Consider the following 25,168-nt stretch of genomic DNA (forward strand, 5'->3'; position numbering starts at 1 on the left):
GGCATAACAAACTAATTCGTCGACTATGACACACTGTTGAGTTCTCAAACATCAGACGCACACCGAGGCGACCCTCGAGGGGGCCGGCCGCCGGGGCAACCTGCAAAAACTTACCGGTTCCGATCCTCCCCGTCAACTCGGGGCCGATCCTCACTGGTGCCGGGCATGCAGAAGCGCCCTGGTTTGCCTTTCGGCCCGAGGGGCGCCGCTCAGCGCGACAAGAAGAACGTTAGCAGCGGCCTGCTCAGGAACTCAAATCGGGTCGGCGTGACGCCCGCAACGGTGCCGCAGGACGGTAGCTCGACACGGTCTGCTCCCCCGTGATCCAGAACCGCCAGGACCGCTCGGCCGCGGCCCGCAGGCCCACGCGCGGACCGGTCGAGACGTCGTCGGGCGGGCTGCCGAGCGTGAGGGTGACCGGCCCTCGCTCGAGGTCGACCCCGTCGTCGGCCAGGCCGATGCCGAGGGCGCGGCACAGCCGGGCCGGCCCGCGGGCCAGGTCCCGGTCGGACGCGCCGGCGCGGCGTTCGCGGGCGACCTCGATGCCGTCGACGACCTCCCCGGCGCGGAGCAGCACCGCGCTCGCGATGCCCTCGGGGCCGCAGACCACGTTGCAGCAGACGTGCATGCCGTAGGTGAAGTAGCAGTAGAGGCGCCCCGGAGGCCCGAACATCACCGTGTTGCGGCGGGTCATGCCCCGGTAGGCGTGCGAACCCGGGTCGTTCGCGCCGTCGTAGGCCTCGACCTCCGTGAGGCGCACGGCGACGTCGCCGTGGCGCAGCACCGCGTTGAGCAGGCGGGGTGCCTGCTCGAGCACGGGACCGGAGAGGTCAAGCAAGGCGGGCACGGTGTCCGTCGACGACGGCGGTCAGCTCGGCGAGCTGCTCCCGCACCCGGACGGGCGCGGTGCCGCCGCGGCCGTCGCGCGACCCGACCGAGCCCTCGACGGTAAGCACCTCGCGGACGCCCGGGGTCAGGGCTGGTGAGATCTCGGCGAACTGCTCGTCGCTGAGCTGGTCGAGCTCGATGCCGAGCTCCTCGCACCGGCGCACGCAGGCGCCGGCGACCTCGTGGGCGATCCGGAACGGGACGCCCTCGCGGACCAGCCACTCGGCGATGTCGGTGGCCAGCGAGAAGCCCTGCGGGGCGAGCTCGGCCATCCGGGCGCCGTCGAAGGTGAGGGTGGCGACCATGCCGGTGAACGCCGGGAGCAGCACCTCGAGGGTGTCGACCGAGTCGAAGACCGGCTCCTTGTCCTCCTGGAGATCGCGGTTGTAGGCGAGCGGCAGCGCCTTGAGCGTGGCCAGCAGCCCGGACAGGTTGCCGACGAGGCGACCGGCCTTGCCGCGCGCGAGCTCGGCGATGTCGGGGTTCTTCTTCTGCGGCATGATGCTCGAGCCCGTCGACCAGGAGTCGTGCAGCGTGACGAAGCCGAACTCCTTGGTGGACCAGAGGATCACCTCCTCGGCGATCCGGCTGACGTCGATGCCGATCTGCGCGGCGACGTAGGCGAACTCGGCGACGAAGTCGCGGGACGCGGTGCCGTCGATGGAGTTGGCGGTCGAGCCGGTGAACCCGAGCTCGGCGGCCACGCCCTCGGGGTCGAGGCCGAGGCTGGAGCCGGCGAGCGCGCCGGAGCCGTACGGCGAGTCCGCGGCGACCCGCGCGTCCCAGTCCTTCAGGCGGTCGACGTCGCGCAGCAGCGCCCAGGCGTGGGCGAGCAGGTGGTGCGCGAGCAGCACCGGCTGGGCGTGCTGCAGGTGCGTGCGGCCGGGCATCGTCACGTCGAGGTGGTCGCGCGCCTGGGCGGTCAGGGCGTCGACGAGGTCGAGCACCTGCGCGGCGACCACGGCGGCGTGGTCGCGCAGGAACACCTTGAACAGCGTGGCGATCTGGTCGTTGCGGCTGCGGCCGGCGCGGAGCCGGCCCCCGACGTCGGCCCCGACCTCCTCGACCAGCAGGCGCTCGAGCGCGCCGTGCACGTCCTCGTCGAACGGGTCGGGCAGGAGCGTGCCGGCGGAGTACCGCTCCCCCAGCGCCTCGAGCCCGCGCAGCAGCGCGGCGTGGTCGGCGTCGGTGAGCAGGCCCGCGCGGTGGAGAGCGTTCGCGTGCGCCCGCGAGCCCGCGAGGTCGTAGGGCGTGAGGCGCCAGTCGAAGTGCGTCGAGCGCGACAGCGCGTCGAGCTCGGGCGACGGACCGCCCGCGAACCGACCGCCCCAGAGCTTCCCGGTGTTGGTGCTCATCAGTCGGTGCCGAACTCCATCGCGGCGGCGTCGAGAGCCGCCTCGTCCGGCTCCTTCTCGACGGCGGGGTTGGCCGCGATCCGGTCCGCACCGCCGGACTCGAGCTCGCCGTAGAGGGTGCCGTGCTCGACGAGCACCTGGCCCTGGTCCAGCGGCTGGGCGGCGTACTCCTCGAGCTTGGCGCGGGAGTCCGCGATGTCGAGGTTGCGCATCGTGAGCTGGCCGATCCGGTCGAGCGGGCCGAAGGCCGCGTTGTCGGTGCGCTCCATCGAGAGCTTGTCGGGGTGGTAGGACAGCGCCGGGCCGGCGGTGCGCAGGATCGTGTAGTCCTCACCGCGGCGCAGCCGCAGGGTGACCTCCCCGGTGACCAGCGAGGCGATCCAGCGCTGGATGGACTCGCGCAGCATCAGCGCCTGCGGGTCGAGCCACCGGCCCTCGTAGAGCAGCCGGCCGAGCCGCCGGCCCTCGAGGTGGTAGTTGGCGATGGTGTCCTCGTTGTGGATCGCGTTGAGCAGCCGCTCGTAGGCGATCCAGAGCAGGGCCATGCCGGGCGCCTCGTAGATGCCGCGCGACTTGGCCTCGATGATCCGGTTCTCGATCTGGTCGGACATGCCGAGCCCGTGGCGCCCGCCGATCGTGTTGGCCTCGTGGACCAGCGCGACCGAGTCGGCGTACGTCGTGCCGTTGATCGCGACGGGGCGACCGCGCTCGAAGCGGACCGTGACCTCCTCGGGTGCGATCTCGACCGCGGGGTCCCAGAAGCGGACGCCCATGATCGGCTCGACGGTCTCGAGCGAGACGTCGAGGTGCTCGAGCGTCTTGGCCTCGTGGGTAGCGCCCCAGATGTTGGCGTCGGTGGAGTAGGCCTTCTCCTGGGAGTCGCGGTAGGGCAGGTCGCGCTCGGTGAGCCACTGGCTCATCTCCGCGCGGCCGCCCAGCTCGGTGACGAAGTCGGCGTCCAGCCAGGGCTTGTAGATGCGCAGGTAGGGGTTGGCGAGCAGGCCGTAGCGGTAGAAGCGCTCGATGTCGTTGCCCTTGAACGTGGAGCCGTCGCCCCAGATGTCCACGTCGTCCTCGTGCATCGCGCGGACCAGCATCGTGCCGGTGACCGCGCGGCCGAGCGGCGTGGTGTTGAAGTAGGCGCGCCCGCCGGAGCGGATGTGGAAGGCGCCGCACGCCATCGCGGCCAGGCCCTCCTCGACCAGCTGCCGGCGGCAGTCGACGGCGCGGGCGATCTCCGCGCCGTACTGCTTGGCCCGGCCGGGGACCCCGCTGATGTCGGGCTCGTCGTACTGCCCGATGTCAGCGGTGTAGGTGCACGGCACCGCGCCCTTGGCCCGCATCCACGCCACGGCCACGGACGTGTCCAGGCCGCCCGAGAAGGCGATGCCGACCCGCTGGCCGATGGGGAGGGAGGTCAGGACCTTGCTCACGAGTTGTCTGCTTTCTGGTCAGGGTGGGGGTGGTGGTCGGCCATGGTGAGGAACCGGCGGGCCAGGTCGTCGCCGCCCTCGGGGTCGCGGCCGATCACGAGCACGGTGTCGTCGCCGGCGATCGTGCCCAGGATGTCGTGGAACTCGGACTTGTCGAACGCCGAGGCCAGGAACTGGGCGGCGCCCGGCGGGGTGCGGAGCACGACGAGGTTGGCGCTCGCCTCGGCGCTGACGAGCAGCTCGCCGCAGAGCCGGGCCAGGCGCGCGGCCGCCGCGGCGGTCTCCGCGGGGGCCACCGGACGGCGGTCGCCGCCCTCGGCGGGTACGGCGTACACGAGCGCGCCGGAGGGGGTGCGCACCTTGACCGCGTCGAGCTCGACGAGGTCGCGCGACAGCGTCGCCTGGGTGACCCGCAGGCCGCTCTCGGCGAGCAGCGCGGCGAGGTCGCTCTGGGAGCGGACCTCGTGCTGGGTCACGATCTCGACGATGCGCTGGTGGCGGGCGTTCTTGGTCGTCGGGCGGAGCGGGGCGCTGGTCACGTCGCCGCCTCGATCAGGAACGTGAGGATCGCCTTCTGGGCATGGCGGCGGTTCTCCGCCTCGTCCCACACCACGCTCTGCGGCCCGTCGAGGACCTCGGCGTCGATCTCCTTGCCGCGGTAGGCCGGCAGGCAGTGCATGGCGATGGCGTCGGCCTTGGCCCGGTCGAAGAGCGCGGTCGTGAGCGAGTACGGCGCGAACACCTCGGCCCGCGCGGCCGCCTGGTCCTCCTTGCCCATCGAGATCCAGGTGTCGGTCACGACCACGTCGGCGCCGGTGACCGCGGCGACCGCGTCGGTGCCGGTGGTGGCGGAGCCGCTTGTGCTCGCCGCGATCTTCGCGGCCCGCTCGACCATCGCGGCGTCCGGCAGGTAGCCGTCGGGCGAGGCGATGCGGACGTGCATGCCGGCGGTGGCGCCGGCCAGCAGCCACGAGCTGCCCATGTTGGACGCCCCGTCGCCGACGAACGCCACGGTCAGGCCGGCCAGCTGCTGCTTGTGCTCACGCACCGTGAGCAGGTCGGCGAGCAGCTGGCAGGGGTGGAAGTCGTCGGTGAGCGCGTTGACGACCGGGACGCCGGCGTGCTCGGCCATCTCCTCGAGACGCGACTGCTCGTAGGTCCGCCACACGATCATCGACGCCTGGCGGCCGAGCACCCGGGCCACGTCGTGCACGGACTCGCGGACGCCGATGCCGGCGAGCGCACCGTCGACGAGCATCGGGAAGCCGCCGAGCTCGGCGATGCCGGCGGCGAAGGACGACTGCGTGCGCAGCGTCTGCTTGTCGAAGATCATCGCGACCGTCCGGGGGCCGGCCAGCGGCTTCGCGGCGTACGGCGACTGCTTGAGCTCGAACGCCAGGTCGAGGACCCGCGCCTGCTCCTCGGGGCTGAGGTCGTCGTCGGCCAGGAAGTGTCGCATCAGAAGGCCTCGTCCAGGATCGCGGGCCACGCGGCGAGGAACGCCTTGGCGTCGTCGTCGGTGAGCACCAGCGGCGGGGCGAGCCGGATGCGCTGCGGCGTCGCGTTGTTGATGATGAAGCCCGACTTCAGCGCCGCCGCCGCGACCTCCGCGGACCGCTCCTCCGCGAGGTCGAGCCCGATGAGCAGGCCCTCTCCCCTGACCTCGGTGACCCGGGGGTCGGCGACCAGGCCGTCGCGGAGCTTCTGGCCCAGCACGCTCACGTGCTCGAGCAGGTCCTGCTCCTCGATGGTGCGGATCACGGCGAGCGCGGCCGCGCAGGCGACGGGGTTGCCGCCGAACGTGGTCCCGTGGTTGCCGGGCTGGAGCAGCTCACCGGCCGGGCCGAGGGCGATGCAGGCGCCGATGGGGAAGCCGCCACCGAGGCCCTTCGCGACCGTCACGACGTCCGGCGTGACGCCCGACGGGAGGTGCGCGAACCACTCGCCGGTGCGGCCCATGCCGGACTGCACCTCGTCGAGCCAGAGCAGCGCGCCGTGCTCGTCGGCGATGGCGCGCGCGGTCGCGAGGAAGCCGTCGGGCAGCACGTTGACGCCCGCCTCGCCCTGGATCGGCTCGAGCAGGATCGCGGCGGTCCGGTCGGTGACCGCCGCCGCGAGCGCGTCGACGTCGCCGAAGGGCACGAACGTGACGTCACCCGGCAGGGGCTCGAACGGCGCCCGGTAGGCCTCCTTGGAGGTCAGTGCGAGCGCGCCCATCGTGCGGCCGTGGAAGGACTGCTCGGCGACCACGACGTGGGTGCGGCCGGTGCGGCGGGTGAGCTTGAACGCCGCCTCGTTGGCCTCGGTGCCGGAGTTGGTGAAGAAGACCTTGCCGCCGCCGGCGTCCGCGCCGATGAGCTCGAGGAGCTTCTCGGCGAGCTCGACCTGCTGCGGGGTGGTGAAGAAGTTGGAGACGTGCCCGAGGGTCTGCAGCTGGGCGGACACGGCCTCGACCAGCGCCGGGTGGCCGTGGCCGAGCGCATTGACGGCGATGCCACCGAGCAGGTCGACGTACTCGTTGCCGTCGACGTCCCAGACGTGGGCGCCCTCGCCCTTGACCAGCACCAGCTTGGGCGGGCCGAACGTGTTCATCACGGAGGCGGCGTACCGCTCCTGGAACGTGCTCACTGGGCGTCCCTCGCCTTCCGGGTCTTGGTCTCGACGCCGGGCAGCACCTGGGTGCCGACGCCCTCGCTGGTGAACAGCTCGAGCAGCACGGCGTGCGGCTCGCGCCCGTCGACCACGGTCGCGCGGGGTACGCCGTTCTCGACGGCCTGCAGGCAGGCGCCCATCTTGGGGATCATGCCGGACGCGAGCGACGGGAGGATCTCCGCGAGCGCCTCCGGGCTGATCTCGCCGATCACGTCGTCGGAGTGCCCCCAGTCGAGGTAGAGGCCCTCGACGTCGGTGAGCACGAGCAGCTTCTCGGCCTTCAGCGCGACCGCGAGCGCTGCCGCCGCCGAGTCGGCGTTGACGTTGTGCACGCGGCCGTCGACGTCGGGCGCGACGCTGGAGACGACCGGGATCCGGCCCGCCTCGATGAGGTCGAGCACCGACTCGGGCCGCACCTGGGTGACCTCGCCGACCAGGCCGAGGTCGACCTCCTCGCCGTCGACCACGGTGCCGGTGGTGGTGGCCGTGAACAGGCCCGCGTCCTCGCCGGAGCAGCCGACGGCGAGCGGGCCGTGCTCGTTGATCAGCCCGACCAGCTCGCGCTGGACCTGGCCGACGAGCACCATGCGGACGACGTCCATCGCCTCGGGCGTCGTGACCCGCAGGCCGCCACGGAACTCCGACTCGATCCCGAGCTTGTCGAGCATCGTGGAGATCTGCGGGCCGCCGCCGTGCACCACCACCGGCTTGAAGCCGGCGAAGCGCAGGAACGCGATGTCCTCCGCGAACGCGCGCTTGAGCGCGTCGTCGGTCATGGCGTTGCCGCCGTACTTCACCACCACGATCTTGCCGTGGTAGCGCTTCAGCCAGGGCAGGGCCGCGGCGAGGGTGCGGGCCTTCGCCGGGTCCGGCTTGCTGGGGTCGTGGTGCACGTGGTCGATGCTCATGAGGAGTACGCGCTGTTCTCGTGGACGTAGGCGTGCGTGAGGTCGTTGGTCCAGACGGTGGCCCGCGCGGACCCGGCCTTGAGGTCGATCGTCACGCTGACCTCGCGCGGCTTGAGGTCGACGGTCGCCGGGTCGGCGTGCGGGGTGGACTGCTTGCAGACCCAGATCCCGTTCATCGCGACGTCGAGGTCGGCGGGGTCGAACTGCGCGCTCGTGGTGCCGATGCTGGCCAGCACCCGGCCCCAGTTGGGGTCGTTGCCGAAGATCGCTGCCTTGAAGAGGTTGGAGCGGCCGACGCTGCGGGCGACCTCGACCGCCTCGTCCTCGCTGGCCGCGTTGACGACGGTGATGGCGATCTCGTGGTCGGCGCCCTCGGCGTCGGCGAGCAGCTGCATCGCGAGGTCGGTGCACGCCTGGGTGAGCGCCGCCGTGAAGTCGTCGAGGCTCGGGGTGATGCCGCTCGCGCCGCTCGCCATCAGGGTGACGGTGTCGTTGGTGGACATGCAGCCGTCGGAGTCGAGCCGGTCGAAGCTGACCCGGGTGGCGGCGCGGAGCGCGGTGTCGAGGTCGGCCGCAGGTACGACGGCGTCGGTGGTGATCACCACCAGCATCGTGGCGAGCTGCGGCGCCAGCATGCCGGCGCCCTTGGCCATGCCGCCGATCGTCCAGCCGGCGCCCTCGACGACGACCTGCTTGCTCACCGAGTCGGTGGTCATGATCGCCTGCGCGGCCTCGGCTCCTCCGTCGGCCGACAGCGCGGCGTACGCCGCCCGCGCGCCGGCGAGGACCTGGTCGCGCGGGTTGGTGAGCCCGATCAGACCGGTCGAGCAGACGACGACATCGATCGCGCCGACGCCGAGCTGTCCCGCGACCGTCTCGGCGACCTGGTGGGTGGTCTGGAAGCCGTCGGGGCCGGTGTAGCAGTTGGCGCCGCCGGAGTTGAGGAACACCGCCCGCACGGTGCCGTCCTTGACCGCCTCCTGGCTCCAGAGCACGGGGTTGGCCTTGCAGCGGTTGGCGGTGAAGACGCTGGCCGAGTCGAAGGTCGGGCCGTCGTTGACGACGAGCGCGACGTCCTTGGCGCCGGTGGACTTCAGGCCGGCGGCGACGCCGGCGGCCCGGAAGCCGGCGGGGGTGGTGACGGTCACGGAGCTACTCCTACGGTCGAGAGGCCCAGGCCTTCGTCGAGGCCGAGCGCGAGGTTCATGCACTGGACGGCAGCGCCGGCGGTGCCCTTGGACAGGTTGTCCACGGCACCGACGGCGACCATTCGTCGTGCGTCCTCGTCGACCGTCACCTGGAGGTGGACGGCGTTGGAGCCGGTCACCGACTTCGTCTGCGGCCACTGGCCCGGCGGGAGCAGGTGGACGAAGGGCTCGTCGGCGTACGCCTTGGCGTAGACGTCATAGGCCTCGTCGGCGGTGAGATCACCGGTGATCCGCGCGCTGCAGGTGGCGAGGATGCCGCGCGGCATCGGCACCAGCAGCGGCGTGAAGCTGACCCGCACGTCGGCGTCGGTGAGCGTCGAGAGGTTCTGGGTGATCTCCGGGGTGTGGCGGTGCACCCCGCCCACGCCGTACGCGCTGGCGTTGCCCATCACCTCGCTGCCGAGCAGGTGCGGCTTGGCCGCCTTGCCGGCGCCCGACGTGCCGGACGCGGCGACCACGGTGACGTCGGGCTCGACGAGGCCGGCGGCGATCGCGGGCGCGAGGCTGAGCGTGGAGACCGTCGGGTAGCAGCCGGGGACGGCGATGCGGGTCGCGCCGCGGAGCCGGTCGCGCTGGCCGGGGAGCTCGGGGAGCCCGTAGGGCCAGGTGCCGGCGTGGGGGCCGCCGTAGAACTTCGCCCACGCGCCGGGGTCGGCGAGCCGGAAGTCGGCGCCGCAGTCGACGACGACCGTGTCGTCACCGAGCTGCGCCGCGAGCTCGCCGGACTGGCCGTGCGGGAGCGCGAGGAAGACCACGTCGTGGTCGCGGAGGGTTTCGACGGTCGTCTCCTCGAGCACCCTGTCGGCGAGCGGCACGAGGTGGGGCTGCAGCGCGCCGAGCGGCTGGCCGGCGTTGGAGGCTCCGGTGAGGGCGCCGATCTCGACGTCGGGGTGGCTCAGCAGCAGGCGCAGCAGCTCGCCTCCGGCGTACCCGCTGGCTCCGGCGACGGCGATCCTGGTCGGCATAGCGCATGACTATACATGACCCTGCATGTTCATGAATTCGGCTGGTTCGGTGTCGCCGGTCGCCCCTAGGTTTGCTGACCATGACGAGACTCGCCTTCGACGACTACCTCCGCCACCTGCGCGCCGACTCCACGCGGCTGCGCACCGTGCTCGCCGGGTGCGACCCGGAGGCCCGGGTGCCGGGCTGCCCGGACTGGACGGCGGCCAACCTGCTCGGGCACCACGGCGGTGTGCTCCAGTTCTGGGCCGACATCGTCGAGCAGCGACCGGCCGGGCCGGACGACGACTGGACCGAGCCGGAGAAGCCCGCGTCGTACGACGACCTGCTCGCCTACCACGAGGAGCAGGAGGCCCGCCTGGTCGCGGCGCTCGCCGCGGCCGATCCCGCCGAGGAGGCCTGGACCTGGTCGAGCGAGCAGACCGTCGGGTTCACGTTCCGCCGCCAGGCCCACGAGGCGCTGATCCACCGCCTCGACGCCGAGCAGACCGCCGGCGAGGTCACCCCGCTCGACCCCGTGCTCGCGACGGACGGCGTCGAGGAGGCACTCGCGGTCATGTTCGGCGGCGGGCCCACGTGGGGCACGTTCACCGGCTACGGGCGCCATGTCCGGGTCGACGTGGCCGACACCGGGGCGTCGATCTGGGTGGAGCTCGGCCGCTTCACCGGCACCGACCCCGAGAGCGGCAAGGTGTACGACGAGGACGACATCGCCGCGGTCGCCGATCCCGGGAGTGAGCCCGACGCGGTGCTCGTCGGCCCGGCCGCCGACCTCGACGCCTGGCTCTGGCGGCGCGGCGGCGACGACCGGCTGGAGGTCTCTGGCGACCGCACGACCTACGATGCCTTCCGCCGGGTGGTGAACCAGGCCATCGAGTGAACGCATGACCGAGGGCGGGTGGCGGTACGGGCAGACCATGTCCGTCCGCCTCGCCAGCGCGACCGCTGCGGTCCTCGCCGGTGTGCTCACCGCCACCCTCGTCCCGGCCTCCCCCGCACCGTCGGCCGGACCGAGCCCCCTGTCCAGCACGACCGGGACCGGCCCCGGCAGCCAGCCCAATGGTCGCGGCAACCTGGAGCTCAGCCTCGCGCTCACGGCCGACGGCTCCGTCGCGGTCAGCTGGAAGCGCCCGACGACGCCCGACAAGCTGGAGAAGTTCGTGGTGAAGGTGGGCGTCAACCGGCGCCTCGACAACCTCGTCCAGAGCTATTACGTGAGCCCGACCACGCAGTCGCTGGTCGTGCCGCCGGCGTACGGCGTGCTGCCCGACTCGGGCAACTTCACCTTCGTCAAGGTGGTCATCCACCGCCGGTCCGGGCAGGTCGGCGCCAGCCCGACCAAGTGGATCCAGGCGCCCACCGTCAGCCCGTGTACCGCCGCGCCCGACGACCGGGTCACCGTCGGCACGTTCAACATCCGCAACTGGCTGACCGAGAGGCGCAAGCGCAACAAGACCTACCCGTGGACGGTCCGGCGCGACAACGTCATCCACCAGATCCTGCACAGCGGCGCGCACGCCGTCGCGATCCAGGAGGCCAGCGGACCCGAGAACGCGGGCTTCGGCAAGCTCGAGCAGGACGAGTACGTCCTCCGGCAGCTGAACGCCCAGGATCCCGACCGCGACGCGCGGTGGCGCGATGCCCTCCCGGACGCCGCCTACAAGAACCCCGGCGGCCGGCCCGGTCTCAAGGGCACGCGGGTGATCTACGACCGGAACAGGTTCCGGCTGCTCGCCTCCGGTCTCTACCGGCTGAAGGCCCCGGGTCTGCGGAGCGACTCCCTGATGCCCTGGGCACGCCTCCAGGCGGTGGCCGGGAGGAGGTCGACGACCGGGCTCGCCGCGCCGTTCGTGCTGACCTCGAACCACCTCGACCAGGGTGAGGACCGAGCGTCCTGGAGCCACCGGACCCACCAGGTCGCGCAGACGGCCGACCACGTGCGCGAGCTCTACGCCACGTTCGGGGACCAGGTCATCGTCGCGGGCGACCTCAACGAGACTGCCAACACCAACCCCTACAACCAGGCGCAGCTGCGGCTCCTGGAGATCGGCATGTTCGACGCCTTCGCCACCGGGAACCGGAGGAACGCCGCGTTCCCCACCACCAACGGACTCGCCTTCCCGGTCCGCCGGACGCCGAACCGGCGCGACTACATCCTGACCTACGGGTCCGTGCGCGGATCGTGCCGCTACGTCAACGTCGTCTTCCGCAGGCCCGCGCAGGCGTCCTCCGACCACTTCATGCAGGTCGCGACACTGCCGCTCCCGCCGTACTGAGGCGCCGATCGGCAGTGGTCCAGCCCGTCGGACCCAGAAATCGGCCGCAACGCCAAAGATTCCGTCGTCCGGTGCCGATCTCGTTATCGTTGAACGGTCGTGCCACGGCACGCGCACTCGCTCTGACGCTGAATCGCACTGGGGAGCCTCCAGCCAATGACTGCCACCTCCGCGCGCCGTTCCGCGCGCGCTGCTCTGGTCGCCGCACTCGTCCTCACCGCCCTCACCGCGGCGTCCGCGACGGGCGCCTCCGCGCGACCCGCCGACACGCGGGCCGACCGGCCGGTGCCGAAGCTCGGCAACGCCACGGGCACGGCCGCCGGGAGCGCCCCCAACGGCGCGGGCAACCTCAAGATGAGCCTGGCCCCGACACCCGACGGGAAGATCCGGGTGACCTGGAAGCGGCCCGCTCCTGCCAAGCAGATCCGCAAGTGGACCGTGACCGTCGGCCCCAGCCGCAGCCTCAACACCAAGACGCAGACCTTCAACGTCAAGCGCAACAAGCAGTCCCTGGTCATCCCGCACGCGTTCGGCGCGACGCCGGAGTCCGGCAACTACTCGTTCGTCCAGGTGACGATCTACCGGACGCGCGGCACCAAGGCGTCGAGCCCGACCAAGTGGATCCAAGCGCCGGTGAACTACCCCTGCACGGCGAGCCCGGCCAACCAGGTGTCGGTCGCGACCTTCAACGTCCGCGGCTGGGACAAGGAGCCCGCGTCGTCCCAGTTCAGCTGGAGCCTCCGCGGTGCGAACGCCGCCGCGCAGATCCTCTCGAGCGGCGCGAAGGTGGTGGCGATCCAGGAGGCCAACGGGCAGGCCGACATGGGCTTCGGTCCGGTCCGGCAGCACCAGTGGCTGCTCGACCAGATGAACGCCGTTGACCCGGACCCCAACCACAAGTGGGTGGACGCGCTCGGTGACGACTACTACCGCCGTGGCGGTGGGCTCGTCGGCACCCGGATCTTCGTCGACTCGGCCAAGTTCACCGTGCTCGACCGGGGCCTGGAGCGGCTCAACGGCGGGGACGGGAAGGGCGACTCGCTGCTGCCGTGGGCACGCCTCCAGGCCGTCGGGGCCACGCAGCCGGCGTTCTACTTCGCGGGCACGCACCTGCGCGTCGGCGAGGACGCCAGCGCCTTCCAGGCCCGGGAGGTGCAGCTGAAGACGCTGATCCCGTTCCTCACCACCGTGCAGGCGCGGTCCGGGGAGCAGGTCATCCTCGGCGGCGACCTGAACTCGTCGATCAACTCGACGCCGTTCAACCACGTCCAGATCGCGCTCCTCAACGCCGGGTTCTACGACTCGTTCGCCGCCGCGTCGATCCAGAACGCCCAGTACGGCTCGACGTTCGCGTTCCGGTTCCCGCTGCGCATCACGCCGTACCGCCGCGACTACCTCATGTCGCTGGGTCCGGTGAAGGGGTCGTGCTTCTACAAGAACCAGGTGCCCGCCGACGCCTCGCAGGTCGCGTCGGACCACTTCCTCCAGCTCGCGACGTTCCCGCTCGCGACGTACTGAGGGCCGCGCCACGCACCTCGCCTTCAGCAGTGAAACCGCGCTGAAGGCGGGGTGAAACCGCGCGACGGCACGGTGGTGCCATGACACGAGTACCTGACACCGACCTGGCCGTCGCGGCCGCCGGGCTCGTCAAGACGTTCGGTGACTTCCGCGCGGTCGACGGGATCGACCTCGAGGTGCGTCGCGGCGAGGTCTTCGGCGTGCTCGGGCCGAACGGCGCGGGCAAGACCACCACCCTGAAGATGCTCGCGACCCTGCTGCCGATGGACGGCGGCGAGGCCAGCATCTTCGGGGTCGACGTCCGCCGCAACCCGCACATGATCCGGCAGCTCGTCGGCGTGACCGGGCAGTACGCCTCCGTGGACGAGAACCTCACCGGCCACGAGAACCTCTGGCTCTTCGGCCGGCTGCAGGGCCTGTCCTCGTCGCGGGCGAAGGCCATGGCCGCCGACCTGCTCGAGCGCTTCGGACTCGCCGAGGCCCGCGACAAGCAGATCAGCGCCTTCTCGGGCGGCATGCGCCGACGCCTCGACCTCGCAGCCAGCCTGATCTCCCAGCCCCCGCTGATCTTCCTCGACGAGCCGACCACCGGCCTCGACCCGCGCACCCGCGGGCAGATGTGGGACACCATCCGTGACCTGGTCCGTGGCGGCAGCACCGTGCTGCTGACCACGCAGTACCTGGACGAGGCCGACCAGCTCGCCGGCCGCATCGCGGTCATCGACCGGGGCATCAAGGTGGGCGAGGGCACGCCGGACGAGCTCAAGACCTCGGTCGGCAGCTCCACCCTCCAGCTGCGGATGTCTGACCCGGCGGAGACCGCCGACGCCGCCGCCGTCGTACGCCGGGTGCTCGACGAGGAGCCGGTCCTGACCCCGGAGGCGGGCGGCATGAACGCTGCGCTCCCCGATGCCAACCGGGCCGCGGACGTGCTGATCGCGCTGCGTCAGTCCGGCCTGTCCATCGCGTCCGCGACCGTCCAGAAGCCCACTCTCGACGAGGTGTTCATGGCCATCACGGGCCACAGCGCCGAGGACGAGACCGACGCCGAGATGGAGGTGGCCCGATGACCACCCAGAGCACCCTGCTCCCCGACCGCGAGACGGCCGAGGTGCTCGACCGCACCCTGGTCGCCCGCCCGTCCCTGCGCGACACCGTCGACCAGAGCATCGCGATGGCCTGGCGCGCGATGAAGAAGATGCGCCGCAACCCCGAGCAGTTCTTCGACGTCACGATCCAGCCGCTGCTCTTCACCGCGATGTTCGCCTTCATCTTCGGGGGCGGCCTCGCCGGCTCCGTGCAGGACTACCTGCCGTGGCTGATCCCGGGCGTCCTCGCCCAGACCGCGCTGACCGCCTGCATGGCGACCGGCACGCAGATGCGCGAGGACATGGACAAGGGCGTCTTCGACCGCTTCAAGTCGCTCCCGATCGCGCGGATCGCACCGCTCGCGGGCCCGATGCTGGCGGACGTGCTGCGCTACGGCATCGCCGCGACGCTCACGCTGCTGACCGGCTTCCTCCTGGGCTACCGGCCCGACGGCGGCGTCATCGGCGTCACCGCCGGCTGGGCCCTGACGATCTTCGCCGGCTGGTCGCTGTCCTGGATCTTCGCCTGGCTCGGCACCGTCGCCCGCTCCGCGCAGGCCGTGCAGGGCATCGGCATGATGATCATGTTCCCGCTGACCTTCCTCTCCAACGTGTTCACGGACCCGGAGACGATGCCGGAGTGGCTGCAGAAGTTCGTCGCGGTCAACCCGGTTTCGCAGGTCGTGACGGCGTGCCGCGACCTGATCAACGACGGCAACTTCAGCGCCCACGTGGGCTGGGCGGTGCTCGGCTGCAGCGTGGTCGTCGCGGTCTTCGCGCCGTTGGCCGTGCGGTCGTACTCGCGCAAGATCTGAGACGGCGGGCCAACTCAACGGTGACCGGGGCCCAACTCGACGGTGACCGGGGCCCAACTCGACGGTGACGGGGTTACTCGAGCTCCGCCAGGAGGGCACCGACCTCCGGGCGGAGCTCGGGCGCGCTCCGGCCCTCGAGGGTGGCGCGGAACCGCGCCTCCTCCCCCGGCAGCGCCGCCTGGGCCAGGGCCAGGGCCGGCGCCCAGGCCAGGCTGGGCAGCTGGCGGTTGTAGCCGAACCGGTCCGCGTAGACGAGCAGCCGTACGGCGGTGGTCGCCCGCTCGGTGTCGAGCTCGCCGGCCAGCTCCCACTCCGCGAGCGCGAAGAGGATCGAGCCGAAGACCGGGTAGTCGAGGAAGCCGATCGCGCCCCCCAGGATCTTCGGCGCCTTGTCGAGCAGGTCGCGGCGCATCCCGGCGACCTCCTCGCGGCGGCCGCGCTGGGCGTGGGCGGTGATCGCGGCGGCCTCGGCGTACAGCGTCCACGGCTCGAAGCCGAGCACCATCTCGAGCCCGGGGAAGCCGCGCTCGGCCAGGTCGGTCACGGCGTCGCGGTACCGGCGCAGGCCCTCGTCGACCCGGCCCGCGGCGAGGGCGAGCTCGGCCCGACCGCACAGCAGGATGATCGCCCCGCCGAAGATGCTGGAGCCGAGGTCCTCGGCCTCGATCTCGTCGAAGAGCCGCTCGGCCTCGGCGACCCGTCCCTGGTCCATGGCGCCGACCGCGAGCACGGCCTTGAGCTGCGCGACGTCCTCGCTGGCGCCCAGCGCCTGCAGCACGGGGATCGCGTCGCGCGCGAACCCCATCGCCTCCTCCATGTCGCCGACCTGCATGGTCAGGCCGGCGAGCTGCGCTCGGATGAGCGCCGCGCTCCACGGCCCGTCGGCGTCGTGGGCGAGAGCCAGGGCGAGGGCGTCCGTGCCGCGCTCCTGCGCCAGACGGACGTCGCCCTGGTTCTCGTGGAACTGGCTCGACCACTGCATCGCGAGCTGCGCGACCCGGGGGTCGGGGTCCGCGCAGAGCGCCTCGAGCGCGTCGAGCCGCTCGTCGCCGATGGTCTGGCGAGCAGCGAGCAGGACCGTGGCCGCGATGTCGCTGCGGCTCGCCCGGCCGCCGGGGCCGAGCTGCTCGAGCCGCTCGAAGGCCGGCCCCGAGACCGAGTCGGAGAAGATCAGCGTGTTGAAGGCGATCGCGACCAGCGTGGTGCGGAAGGCGCCCTCGAGCTCCGCGGGGATGTGCGCGTCGATGATGACGTCCTCGACCTCGGCCGCGAGGTTGACGACCTTGAGGTGGCTGCCCTCGATCGTCCAGAAGTCCGAGAGGCAGGCGACCAGCACGACGACGGCGTCCGCCTGCCGGTCGCGCAGGCACCGCCGCAGCAGGTCGACGAGGTTGCCCTCCTCGGTGCGGATCTCCGACATCGTGGCGATCTGACCGGGCCCGAACAGCGTGCCGGACGCCCGCAGGCAGAACGCAACACCCCAGTCCCGCAGCCGACGAGCGGTCTCGGCGTCGTCGCCGGCGTCGATCAGCTGCATCTGCCCGAACTCACGCACCGTCTCCAGCAGTCGGTAGCGCAGCCCGCCGGCGCCCTCCACGACGGTGACGAGCGACTGCTCCACCAGGTGCGAGAGGGGCACGATCGCGTCCCCGTCGATCACGGCGTCGGCACCGCCGAGCGAGAAGCCGTCGCGGAACACCGCGAGCCGGCGGAGCGCGGTGCGCTCGTCCTCGCCGAGGAGGTTCCAGCTCCAGTCGATCACGGCGAGCAGCGTCTGGTGGCGCTCCGGCACGTCCCGGGAGCCGCCGGTGAGCAGCGCGAACCTGTTCTCCAGGCGCCGGCCGATCTCGGCCACAGACATCACCCGGACCTTGGCCGCGGCGAGCTCCACCGCAAGGGGCAGGCCGTCGAGCCGCTCGACGACCTCGCGCACCTCGCCGACGTCCAGACGGGCGCCCGGCCGCGCTGCGGACGCGCGGTCGGTGAACAGCTCGACCGCGTCGTCGAGGCTCAGCTGCGGGAGCTGGTAGACCCGCTCCGCGGCCAGGCCCAGCGGCGCCCGGCTGGTGGTGAGCACGCGCAGCGCCGGGGTGCGGGTGACGAGGACCTGCACGAGGTCGGCGACGGCCGCCACGAGGTGCTCGCAGTTGTCGAGGATCAGCAGCGCCGGAGCGGTCCCGACCTGGTCGACGATGCGGCCGACGAGGTCGGTACGGCGGGCCGCGACCGTGGTCAGGCGGCCGGCGACCGACTCCCGGACGCCGAGGACGTCGCCGACCTCGACCGCCACCCCCTCCGGGGAGGTGACGCCGGCCAGCTCGACGAAGTGCACGACCGGCTGCTCGGCGAGCCGACCCATGAGGTGCGCGAGCCGGGTCTTGCCCAGGCCGCCCGCGCCGACGATCGAGGTCACCCGAGCGGTGCGGATCGTCTCCGCGAGGGCGGCGACGTCGCCGTCGCGGCCGATCAGCCGTGAGGCCTCGTAGAGCAGGCCCTCCCGGACCGGGCGGTCACGGGCCAGCAGCTCGGTGTGCAGGGCCTGGATGACCGGGCTGGGGTCGATGCCCAGCCGGTCGGCGAGGTCGCTGCGGTAGGCCTCGTACCGCTCCAGCGCCGCGGGTACGCCGTGCACCCCGGCGACCGCTCGCAGGAGGGCGGCGACGACCTCGTCGTCGGCGTCGGCGCGCTCGAGGAGCGGCAGCGCGGCGGCGTACTCCCCCGCGGCCGCCAGCCGCAGCCCCTCCGGGCGCAGGGCCCACGCGTCGACGTCGTCGGCCGTGAGCGAGAGGCGGTAGCCGCGCGGCGTGCGCTCGATGACCTCGGGCCGGGTCGCCGAGCGCGCCCGGGAGACCACGACCTGGAGGGCCTTCGTCGGGTTCGCCGGGACGTCGTCGCCCCAGATGTCCTCGACCAGCGCGGTCTCCGACAGTCCGCGTGGGCCGGCGTCGACCAGGCTGCGGAGCAGCGCATGCGTCCGCTCCCCGGGGACGGGCTCGCCCTCCCAGGTGACGTCGTCGAGGACCGTGAGCCGGGAGCCGGACGGTCCGTCAGCGCTGGACGGCACCGGTCCGCTCTGCGGCGAGCGCCACGGCCGCGTCGCGCGCGGCCGCCGTCTCCTCCTCCGTCAGGGTGCGGTCGGGTGCCCGGAACCGGAGCGCGAACGCCAGCGACTTGCGACCCTCGCCGACCTGGTCACCGGTGTAGACGTCGAAGAGCCGGACCGACTCGAGCAGGTCCCCGGCGCCCTCGCGGAGCGCGGCCTCGACCTCGGCCGCGGTGACGTCGTCGGCCACGACGAGCGCGACGTCCTCCTTGGCCAGCGGGTAGGTCGAGAACTGCGGCCCGGGGGGCACGTCGCGCGCGTGCCGCAGGAGGAGGTCGAGGTCGATCTCGACCGCGGCGCTGCGCGCCGGCAGGCCGAACGCCTGGGCCACCTTCGGGTGGAGCTCGCCGGCGTGGCCGAGCTCCTCGCCCGCGACCGTGAACACCGCACACCGGCCGGGGTGCCAGGGCTGGTACGTCGCCGACGCGACCGCCACCTCGACGCCCAGCTCGGCCGCCAGCCGCCGCACGACCGCGATGGCGTCGGACCAGTCGGCCTCTCGGCCGGCGCCCCACCAGCCGCTGCGCTCCCGCTCGCCGGCGAGCACGACGGCGAGGTGCAGGGGTTGCGCCGGCAGGGCCTCGAAGAGCTTCGCGAGCTCGTCCTCGCTCGGTCGCCACTCGACGCCGTAGATCGGCGCCGGGCCGCTCTCGGAGGGGAACGCGACCGTGCCGGTCTCGAAGAGCGCGACCCCGGTCGCGCCGCGACCGACGTTGCGGGCGGCCGCCTTGAGCAGTCCGGGCAGCAGGGTCGTCGTGTAGGACGGCTCCTCGCTCGAGAGCGGGTTGGCCAAGCGCACGGTGCGGCGGCGTACGTCGTCGGCCGGCAGGCCGAGCGTGTCGAACGCGGCGTCGCCGACGAACGGGAAGCTGATCACCTCGACGCAGCCGGCCCCCGCGAGGGTGCGCCCGACGCGGCGACGCAGCCGCTGCTCCCGGGTCAGGCCGCGGCCCGCCGCGTCGCGCGGCAGCACCGACGGCACCTGGTCGTAGCCGACGATCCGCGCCACCTCCTCGACCAGGTCGAACGGGTCGTTGAGGTCGGGACGCCACGGCGGTGGCGTCGCGGTCAGCGTGGTGTCCTCCTTGGTGAGCGCGCAGCCCACCGCCTCGAGGTTCGTCACCGTCGTGGCCGCGTCGATGTCGATGCCGGTGACCCGCGCGGGCAGGTCGTAGGACATCGTGATCCGCGGCTGGTCCGGCGGCGTGCCGACGACCGTGACGCCGGGGTCGACCGTGCCCCCGCCGTACGTCGTCAGCAACTCGACCACGCGGTCGGCGGCAGCCGGGGTGATGACGGGGTCGACGCCGCGCTCGTTGCGCTTGCCGGCCTCCGAGCTGATCCTGTGGCGCTTGCCGGTGCGGAACATCGACCGGGCGTCCCAGTGGGCGGCCTCGACCAGGATGTCGGTGGTGGTCGCGGACATCTCGGTGGTCTCGCCGCCCATCACGCCGCCGAGTCCGATGATGCCGGAGTCGTCGGTGACGACGAGGTCCTCGGCGGAGAGCACCCGCTCGGTGCCGTCGAGCGTCGTCAGGCGCTCGCCCTCGTGGGCGCGCCGGACCCGGATCGGGCCCTGGAGCTTGGCGGCGTCGTAGCCGTGGATCGGGCGCCCGGTCTCGAGCATCACGTAGTTGGTGACGTCGACCGCCAGCGAGATCGGCCGCATGCCGGCCTGCTGCAGACGCTTCGCCATCCAGTCCGGGGTGGCCGCGGCGGGGTCGAAGCCGCTCACCCTGCGGGCCACGAACACCGGGCAGCCGTCGGGGTCGTCGATGACGACCGGGTAGCCGGCGTCGTTCGACGCGGGGACGTCGCGCTCGGTCGGGTCGGTGAACCGCACGCCGTAGGCCAGCGCAGCCTCGCGGGCGATCCCGCGCAGCGACAGCGCGTAGGCGCGGTCGGGGTTGATCTCGAACTCGACGACCTCCTCGCGGAGGCCGAGCACGTCGAAGGCGTCGTCGCCGGGCTCACCGGCGTCGGCGGGCAGCACGATGATGCCGTCGTGGTCCTCGCCGAGGCCGAGCTCGCGGGCCGAGCAGATCATGCCGGCCGAGAGGTGGCCGTAGGTCTTGCGCGCGGAGATCTCGAAGTTCCCGGGCAGCACGCCGCCGGGCAGGATCACCACGACCAGGTCGCCGGGCGCGAAGTTGTGGGCGCCGCAGACGATGCCCTGCGGCTCGCCGGTGCCGTTGGCGGCGCCGACGTCGACGGTGCACCAGTTGATGGTCTTGCCGTTCTTCTGCGGCTCGGGCTCCACCGTCAGCACCCGGCCGACGACGAGCGGGCCGGTGATGTCGGCGCCGGCGCTCTCGATCGCCTCGAGCTTGAGGCCGAGCGAGGTCAACCGGGTGGTGAGGTCCTCGGTGGTGACCTCGGCCGGGAGGTCGACGTACTCGCGGATCCAGGAGACAGGGGCCTTCACAGTTCACTCCCGAATGCCGTGGTGAAGCGGATGTCGCCCTCGAAGAGCTCCCGCAGGTCCTCGATGCCGTGGCGGAACATCAATGTGCGGTCGATGCCCATGCCGAAGGCGAACCCGGTGTAGCGCTCGGCGTCGACGCCGCAGGCGGTCAGCACCCGCGGGTTGACCACGCCGCAGCCGCCCCACTCGATCCAGCCCTCGCCCCGGCAGGTGCGGCAGGTGACGCCGTCGACCACGGTCGCGCCGCGGCACACGAAGCAGACCAGGTCGACCTCGGCGCTCGGCTCGGTGAAGGGGAAGTACGAGGGGCGGAAGCGGGTGCTGATGCCCTCCCCGAACATCTGCGCGGCGAAGTGGTCGAGCGTGCCCTTGAGGTGGGCCATCGTGATGCCCTCGTCGATGGCGAGACCCTCGACCTGGTGGAAGACCGGGCTGTGCGTCGCGTCGTACTCGTCGGTGCGGAACACCCGACCGGGGCAGACGACGTAGATCGGGGGCTCGGTGCTGAGCATCGTGCGGGCCTGGACCGGCGAGGTGTGGGTGCGCAGCACCAGGTGGTCGTCGGCCGGGTCGGTCCAGAACGTGTCCTGCATGGTGCGGGCCGGGTGGTCGGCGCCGAGGTTGAGAGCGTCGAAGTTGAGCCACTCCGCCTCGATGACCGGGCCCTCCGCGACCTCCCAGCCCATGGCGACGAAGATGTCGGCGATCAGCTCGGAGCCGGTGGTGAGCGGGTGGCGGGCGCCGGCCGGGAGCCGGTCGGTCGGCAGGGTGACGTCGACGGTCTCCTCGACCAGCATCCGCTCCTCGTGCTCGGCCTCCAGCACCTCCTGGCGGGCCGCGAGCGCCTGGTTGACCGCGCCGCGCGCCCGACCGATGCGCTGACCGGCCTCCTTGCGCGCCTGCGGCGGGAGCGCGCCGATCTCGCGGTTGGCGAGCGCCAGCGGCGACCGGTCCCCCGTGTGGTCGATCCGGACCTGCTTGAGCTCGGCGAGGTCGGCGGCGGCCGCGATGGCGGCGAGCGCGGCGTCGCGCGCGGCCTCGACCTCCTCGGGCTTCAACGGAGTGACCTCCACAGGGTCGTAGTCGCTGTTCGGTCCAGACACGGGGACGAGTCTATTGACGGGCTCCGGGCGTCCGCGAACGGGTAACGCCTGCCGGACCGCTCAGTCCGCGAACTCGCCCGCCGGCAGCAGCACGACGATCCGCGCCCCGCCGCCCTCGGCGTCCTCGATCGCGACCGTCCCGCCGTGGGCGCGCACGAGTCCGTGCACGAGGTAGAGCCCGAGCCCGGAGCCGCCGCCGCGCCCGCCGGTCCAGAACTTCGTGAACACCCGCCGGCGCATCTCCGGGGAGATCCCCTCGCCCTCGTCCTCCACGGTCAGCCGTACGCCGGGCCCCTCGGCCGCGGGGTCGGCCGGCTCGAGCCGGACCCGCACCGTGCCCTCGCCGTGCCGTACGGCGTTCTCCACGAGGTTGGTCACGACCTGGGTGAGCTTGTCGGGGTCGACGAGCACCTCGGGCACCGCGTCCGCGACGGTCAGCTCGAGGGCGCGGCTGGTGCCGGCGCCGACCGAGTCGACGACCCGTCGGACGAGCACGGCTGCGTCGACCGGCCGCGGGTAGAGCTGGAGCCGTCCGGTGTCGATGCGGGCGATGTCGAGCAGCTCGGCGATCAGCCGGGTGAGCCGGTCGGAGTCCGCCGCGACGGTGGTGAGCATCAGCTTCTTCTGATCGTCGTTCAGCTGGTCCCACCGGTTGAGGAGCGCCTGCACGAAGCCCTTGACGCCCGTGAGCGGTGACCGCAGCTCGTGGGCGACCGTCGCCACGAGGTCGGAGCGCTCGCGGTCGAGCCGTGCGCGGCCCCGGCCGGAGCGCAGGCTCACCGCGACCGTGGACACCGGCTCGGACAGGGCGGCCCGGTGCAGGCGGGCGACGACGAGGACCTCGGTGCCGTCCGGGAGGAGCCAGGGCTGCTCCGGGACCGCCGTGCGGGTGGGGAGGCCGGCGTAGGGCCGGTTGTGGGAGCACCAGTCCCGGCCCTCGTGGTCGCGCAGCGTGAGCACGTCCTCCAGGAGCTTGCCGATGCCGTCGCTCACGCCGAGCATGCGGCGCGCCGTCGCGTTGACGGCGGTCACGCGACCGTCGGCGCCTGCGAGCACCGCACCGTCGGCGAGTGCGTCGAGCAGGTCGTCTCCCATGCCAGCACAGTAGTGGGCGCACTCGCGCCCCGGGCTGCTCGCGAGGCGTGCTCAGGTGGGCGAGGCCCGCCGCTGCGCCCGAGCCGACGCGTAGAGGCAGAGTGCGGCGGCAGTGGAGAGGTTGAGGCTCTCCGCGCGGCCGTGGATCGGGATCCGGACCCGGTGGTCGGCGAGCGCGGCCAGCTCGTCCGGCAGTCCCCACGCCTCGTTGCCGAAGAGCCACGCCGTGGGTCGGGCGAGCAGCTCGTCGGCCTCGTCGAGGTCGACCTCGCCGGCGCCGTCGGCGGCCAGCACCTGCAGGCCCGCGGCCTGCGCCGCGCGGACGGCGCTCGCCGCGTCGGGCTCCGGCACGATCGGCAGGTGGAAGAGGCTGCCGACGCTGGCCCGCACGGTCTTGGGGTTGTAGGCGTCGACCGAGTGCCCGGCCAGCACGACGGCGTCCGCGCCGGCCGCGTCGGCACAACGGATCACGGTGCCGGCGTTGCCCGGGTCGCGGACGTCGGCGCAGATCGCGGTGAGACGCGCCCGGGCCGGGACCGCCCCGTCCAGGAACCGGCAGAGCGCGACCACACCGGCCGGGCTCACCGAGTCGCTGAGCGAGGCCAGCGCGGCGTCGTCGACCAGCGTCCACGCCGGGGCGTCCGCCGCGAGCGCGGCGTACTGCTCGGTGGCGGCGGTGGTGGCGAACACCTCGACGACGCAGCCGGCGCCGAGGGCGCCCTCGACGGCCTTCGGGCCGTCGGCAAGGAACAGCCGCCGCTCGGATCGCTCCGAGCGGCGGCTGAGCTTCCGCGCCTCCTTGACCCGGGCGTTGCCGCGGGTCAGGGGCGGAAGGTGGTGGTCGTGGCCCACCTGAATCAGGCAGAGACCTTGGGCGCGTTGACGTCCTCGGGCAGGGCGGCCCGCGCGGTCTCGACGAGCGCGTTGAACGCGGCCACGTCGTTGACGGCGAGCTCGGCGAGGATCTTGCGGTCGACCTCGACGCCCGCCAGGTTGAGGCCCTGGATGAAGCGGTTGTAGGTCATGCCCTGCGCACGCGCCGCGGCGTTGATGCGCTGGATCCACAGCTTGCGGAAGTTGCCCTTGTTCTTGCGGCGGTCGTTGTAGCTGTAGACCAGCGAGTGGGTGACCTGCTCCTTCGCCTTGCGGTAGAGGCGCGAGCGCTGGCCGCGGTAACCGCTGGCGCGCTCGAGGGTCGTCCGGCGCTTCTTCTGGGCGTTCACTGCCCGCTTGACGCGTGCCACTGTCTTACTCCTTGTTGCTTGTTAAGTCTGGGTGCGGGAGCCGGTCAGAGACCGAGCATCTTCTTCGCGCGGGGGACGTCGGCCTTGGCGACCTCGACCGTGCCGGTCATCCGACGGGTGACCTTGGAGGGCTTCTTCTCCAGGTTGTGGCGCTTGCCGGCCTTCTCGCGAAGGATCTTCCCGGACCCGGTCACGCGGAAGCGCTTGCCGGCGCCGGAGTGGCTCTTGTTCTTCGGCATCTCTGTGTGTCTCTCTCTCGTTGCTGCAGACCGCGCCGGCCAGGCTCTCGGGCTGGCTCGACCGGCGAACTCGTAGGTCTGCGGAGTCTCAGGCCTCGATCTCGGGATCGAGGTTCTCGGAGCGGCCGCGCTCCTTCTTCTGCGCGACCGGCCCGGCCGCGTGGGCGGCGTCGCGCTCGGCGCGCTCCTCGGCCTCGAGGGCGGCGCGCTCAGCGGCGCGGCTCTCCTTCTCGGCCTTCATGTCGACCTTGGCGTCGGCCTTCTTCTTGTGCGGGCCGAGCACCATGACCATGTTGCGGCCGTCCTGCTTCGGGGACGACTCGACGAAGCCCAGCTCGCTGACGTCCTCCGCCAGCTTCTGGAGCAGCCGGAAGCCCAGCTCGGGGCGGTGCTGCTCACGACCACGGAACATGATCGTGATCTTGACCTTGTCCCCGGCGCGCAGGAACCGCACGACGTGACCCTTCTTGGTCTCGTAGTCGTGCTGGTCGATCTTGGGACGAAGCTTCATCTCCTTGATGATCACGTTCGTCTGGTTGCGACGGGCCTCACGGGCCTTCTGGGCGTTCTCGTACTTGAACTTCCCGTAGTCCATGAGCTTGCAGACGGGCGGCTTGCCCTGCGGCGCGATCTCGACGAGGTCGAGGTCGGCCTCCTGGGCGAGCTTGAGTGCCTGGTCGGTCGGCACGATGCCGACCGTCTCCCCGTTGGGTCCAACGAGACGGACCTCGGGAACCCGGATCCGATCGTTGATACGCAGCTCGGTGCTGATGTGTCCTCCTGTTGGCCAGATGACCGGAAGCCGGTGTCGGCTCCGGGGCCCTGGGAGGGTCCGAAATCAACGAAGGCTTCCGC

22 protein-coding genes are annotated in these 25,168 nt (G+C 72.2%); 5 read left to right on the plus strand and 17 right to left on the minus strand.

The window, feature by feature from the left end:
* Window positions 1-244: 244 nt before the first annotated feature.
* Genes HZF07_RS04495 through argC form a run of 9 tightly spaced genes read right to left on the minus strand, consistent with a single transcriptional unit; the run spans window position 245 to window position 9,409 of the window.
* Window positions 245-838 (minus strand): DNA-3-methyladenine glycosylase, encoded by a 594-nt coding sequence (locus HZF07_RS04495; RefSeq protein ID WP_157339988.1) that lies wholly within the window; start codon window positions 836-838, stop codon window positions 245-247.
* Window positions 831-2,243: an argininosuccinate lyase gene (gene argH / locus HZF07_RS04500; protein WP_157339989.1), complete on the minus strand. Its 1,413-nt coding sequence runs from the start codon at window positions 2,241-2,243 to the stop codon at window positions 831-833. The genes HZF07_RS04495 and argH overlap by 8 nt, the downstream gene beginning before the upstream one ends.
* A complete protein-coding gene (gene argG, locus HZF07_RS04505; protein ID WP_181644793.1) occupies window positions 2,243-3,676 on the minus strand; it encodes an argininosuccinate synthase in 1,434 nt (477 codons plus the stop codon). Before argG ends, argH begins: the two co-directional genes overlap by 1 nt.
* On the minus strand, window positions 3,673-4,215 hold the full coding sequence (locus HZF07_RS04510) for an arginine repressor (protein WP_181644794.1): 543 nt from the start codon (window positions 4,213-4,215) through the stop codon (window positions 3,673-3,675). Before HZF07_RS04510 ends, argG begins: the two co-directional genes overlap by 4 nt.
* The gene (argF, locus tag HZF07_RS04515) at window positions 4,212-5,138 is read right to left on the minus strand and encodes an ornithine carbamoyltransferase (RefSeq protein ID WP_157344498.1); all 927 of its coding nucleotides are present in this window, start codon (window positions 5,136-5,138) and stop codon (window positions 4,212-4,214) included. The genes HZF07_RS04510 and argF overlap by 4 nt, the downstream gene beginning before the upstream one ends.
* Entirely contained in the window at window positions 5,135-6,304 is a 1,170-nt protein-coding gene (locus HZF07_RS04520; protein ID WP_181644795.1) for an acetylornithine transaminase, read from the minus strand. The genes argF and HZF07_RS04520 overlap by 4 nt, the downstream gene beginning before the upstream one ends.
* Entirely contained in the window at window positions 6,301-7,236 is a 936-nt protein-coding gene (gene argB / locus HZF07_RS04525; protein WP_157339990.1) for an acetylglutamate kinase, read from the minus strand. The genes HZF07_RS04520 and argB overlap by 4 nt, the downstream gene beginning before the upstream one ends.
* On the minus strand, window positions 7,233-8,384 hold the full coding sequence (gene argJ, locus HZF07_RS04530) for a bifunctional glutamate N-acetyltransferase/amino-acid acetyltransferase ArgJ (RefSeq protein WP_181644796.1): 1,152 nt from the start codon (window positions 8,382-8,384) through the stop codon (window positions 7,233-7,235). Before argJ ends, argB begins: the two co-directional genes overlap by 4 nt.
* Complete coding sequence (gene argC / locus HZF07_RS04535; protein ID WP_157339991.1) at window positions 8,381-9,409, minus strand: N-acetyl-gamma-glutamyl-phosphate reductase; 1,029 nt, start codon at window positions 9,407-9,409, stop codon at window positions 8,381-8,383. The genes argJ and argC overlap by 4 nt, the downstream gene beginning before the upstream one ends.
* 80 nt (window positions 9,410-9,489) lie before the next feature.
* On the opposite strand from argC, the gene HZF07_RS04540 reads away from it, so the two are divergent.
* The 5 genes from HZF07_RS04540 to HZF07_RS04560 all read left to right on the plus strand — a co-directional run bounded on the left by HZF07_RS04540 (window position 9,490) and on the right by HZF07_RS04560 (window position 15,104).
* A complete protein-coding gene (locus tag HZF07_RS04540; RefSeq protein ID WP_157339992.1) occupies window positions 9,490-10,287 on the plus strand; it encodes a maleylpyruvate isomerase family mycothiol-dependent enzyme in 798 nt (265 codons plus the stop codon).
* A gap of 4 nt (window positions 10,288-10,291) precedes the next feature.
* A complete protein-coding gene (locus tag HZF07_RS04545; protein ID WP_157339993.1) occupies window positions 10,292-11,683 on the plus strand; it encodes an endonuclease/exonuclease/phosphatase family protein in 1,392 nt (463 codons plus the stop codon).
* Between the two features lie 156 nt (window positions 11,684-11,839).
* Complete coding sequence (locus HZF07_RS04550) at window positions 11,840-13,201, plus strand: exonuclease/endonuclease/phosphatase family protein (protein WP_157339994.1); 1,362 nt, start codon at window positions 11,840-11,842, stop codon at window positions 13,199-13,201.
* An 80-nt stretch (window positions 13,202-13,281) separates the two neighbouring features.
* Entirely contained in the window at window positions 13,282-14,271 is a 990-nt protein-coding gene (locus HZF07_RS04555) for an ATP-binding cassette domain-containing protein (protein ID WP_157339995.1), read from the plus strand.
* The gene (locus HZF07_RS04560) at window positions 14,268-15,104 is read left to right on the plus strand and encodes an ABC transporter permease (protein WP_157339996.1); all 837 of its coding nucleotides are present in this window, start codon (window positions 14,268-14,270) and stop codon (window positions 15,102-15,104) included. The genes HZF07_RS04555 and HZF07_RS04560 overlap by 4 nt, the downstream gene beginning before the upstream one ends.
* Before the next feature lie 73 nt (window positions 15,105-15,177).
* On the opposite strand, the gene HZF07_RS04565 is transcribed toward HZF07_RS04560, so the two are convergent.
* The 8 genes from HZF07_RS04565 to infC form a co-directional block, all read right to left on the minus strand.
* Window positions 15,178-18,168, minus strand: coding sequence for an ATP-binding protein (locus HZF07_RS04565; RefSeq protein WP_157339997.1), 2,991 nt, complete (start codon window positions 18,166-18,168; stop codon window positions 15,178-15,180).
* Entirely contained in the window at window positions 18,152-20,632 is a 2,481-nt protein-coding gene (gene pheT / locus HZF07_RS04570; RefSeq protein ID WP_181644797.1) for a phenylalanine--tRNA ligase subunit beta, read from the minus strand. The genes HZF07_RS04565 and pheT overlap by 17 nt, the downstream gene beginning before the upstream one ends.
* Window positions 20,629-21,735 carry a phenylalanine--tRNA ligase subunit alpha gene (gene pheS, locus HZF07_RS04575; RefSeq protein WP_181644798.1) on the minus strand — a complete coding sequence of 369 codons (1,107 nt, stop codon included), beginning with the start codon at window positions 21,733-21,735 and terminating at the stop codon, window positions 20,629-20,631. Before pheS ends, pheT begins: the two co-directional genes overlap by 4 nt.
* A gap of 60 nt (window positions 21,736-21,795) precedes the next feature.
* Window positions 21,796-22,830: a sensor histidine kinase gene (locus tag HZF07_RS04580; RefSeq protein WP_157339998.1), complete on the minus strand. Its 1,035-nt coding sequence runs from the start codon at window positions 22,828-22,830 to the stop codon at window positions 21,796-21,798.
* 51 nt (window positions 22,831-22,881) lie between these two features.
* Entirely contained in the window at window positions 22,882-23,682 is an 801-nt protein-coding gene (locus HZF07_RS04585; protein ID WP_309504482.1) for a TrmH family RNA methyltransferase, read from the minus strand.
* 5 nt (window positions 23,683-23,687) lie between these two features.
* Complete coding sequence (rplT, locus tag HZF07_RS04590; protein WP_181644799.1) at window positions 23,688-24,074, minus strand: 50S ribosomal protein L20; 387 nt, start codon at window positions 24,072-24,074, stop codon at window positions 23,688-23,690.
* 44 nt (window positions 24,075-24,118) lie between these two features.
* On the minus strand, window positions 24,119-24,313 hold the full coding sequence (gene rpmI, locus HZF07_RS04595; RefSeq protein ID WP_157339999.1) for a 50S ribosomal protein L35: 195 nt from the start codon (window positions 24,311-24,313) through the stop codon (window positions 24,119-24,121).
* An 88-nt stretch (window positions 24,314-24,401) separates the two neighbouring features.
* Window positions 24,402-25,106: a translation initiation factor IF-3 gene (infC, locus tag HZF07_RS04600; protein WP_181645496.1), complete on the minus strand. Its 705-nt coding sequence runs from the start codon at window positions 25,104-25,106 to the stop codon at window positions 24,402-24,404.
* Window positions 25,107-25,168: the final 62 nt, after the last annotated feature.

The sequence above is a fragment of the Nocardioides agri genome (genome assembly GCF_013778305.1).
Lineage (GTDB): Bacteria > Actinomycetota > Actinomycetes > Propionibacteriales > Nocardioidaceae > Nocardioides > Nocardioides agri.

Coding starts and splice junctions, on each gene's coding strand:
- argB (WP_157339990.1), bottom strand. CDS start 7,236: ATGAGCATCGACCACGTGCACCACGACCCCAGCAAGCCGGACCCGGCG.
- rpmI (WP_157339999.1), bottom strand. CDS start 24,313: ATGCCGAAGAACAAGAGCCACTCCGGCGCCGGCAAGCGCTTCCGCGTG.
- HZF07_RS04540 (WP_157339992.1), top strand. CDS start 9,490: ATGACGAGACTCGCCTTCGACGACTACCTCCGCCACCTGCGCGCCGAC.
- argH (WP_157339989.1), bottom strand. CDS start 2,243: ATGAGCACCAACACCGGGAAGCTCTGGGGCGGTCGGTTCGCGGGCGGT.
- HZF07_RS04560 (WP_157339996.1), top strand. CDS start 14,268: ATGACCACCCAGAGCACCCTGCTCCCCGACCGCGAGACGGCCGAGGTG.
- HZF07_RS04545 (WP_157339993.1), top strand. CDS start 10,292: ATGACCGAGGGCGGGTGGCGGTACGGGCAGACCATGTCCGTCCGCCTC.
- HZF07_RS04580 (WP_157339998.1), bottom strand. CDS start 22,830: ATGGGAGACGACCTGCTCGACGCACTCGCCGACGGTGCGGTGCTCGCA.
- HZF07_RS04555 (WP_157339995.1), top strand. CDS start 13,282: ATGACACGAGTACCTGACACCGACCTGGCCGTCGCGGCCGCCGGGCTC.
- argC (WP_157339991.1), bottom strand. CDS start 9,409: ATGCCGACCAGGATCGCCGTCGCCGGAGCCAGCGGGTACGCCGGAGGC.
- HZF07_RS04550 (WP_157339994.1), top strand. CDS start 11,840: ATGACTGCCACCTCCGCGCGCCGTTCCGCGCGCGCTGCTCTGGTCGCC.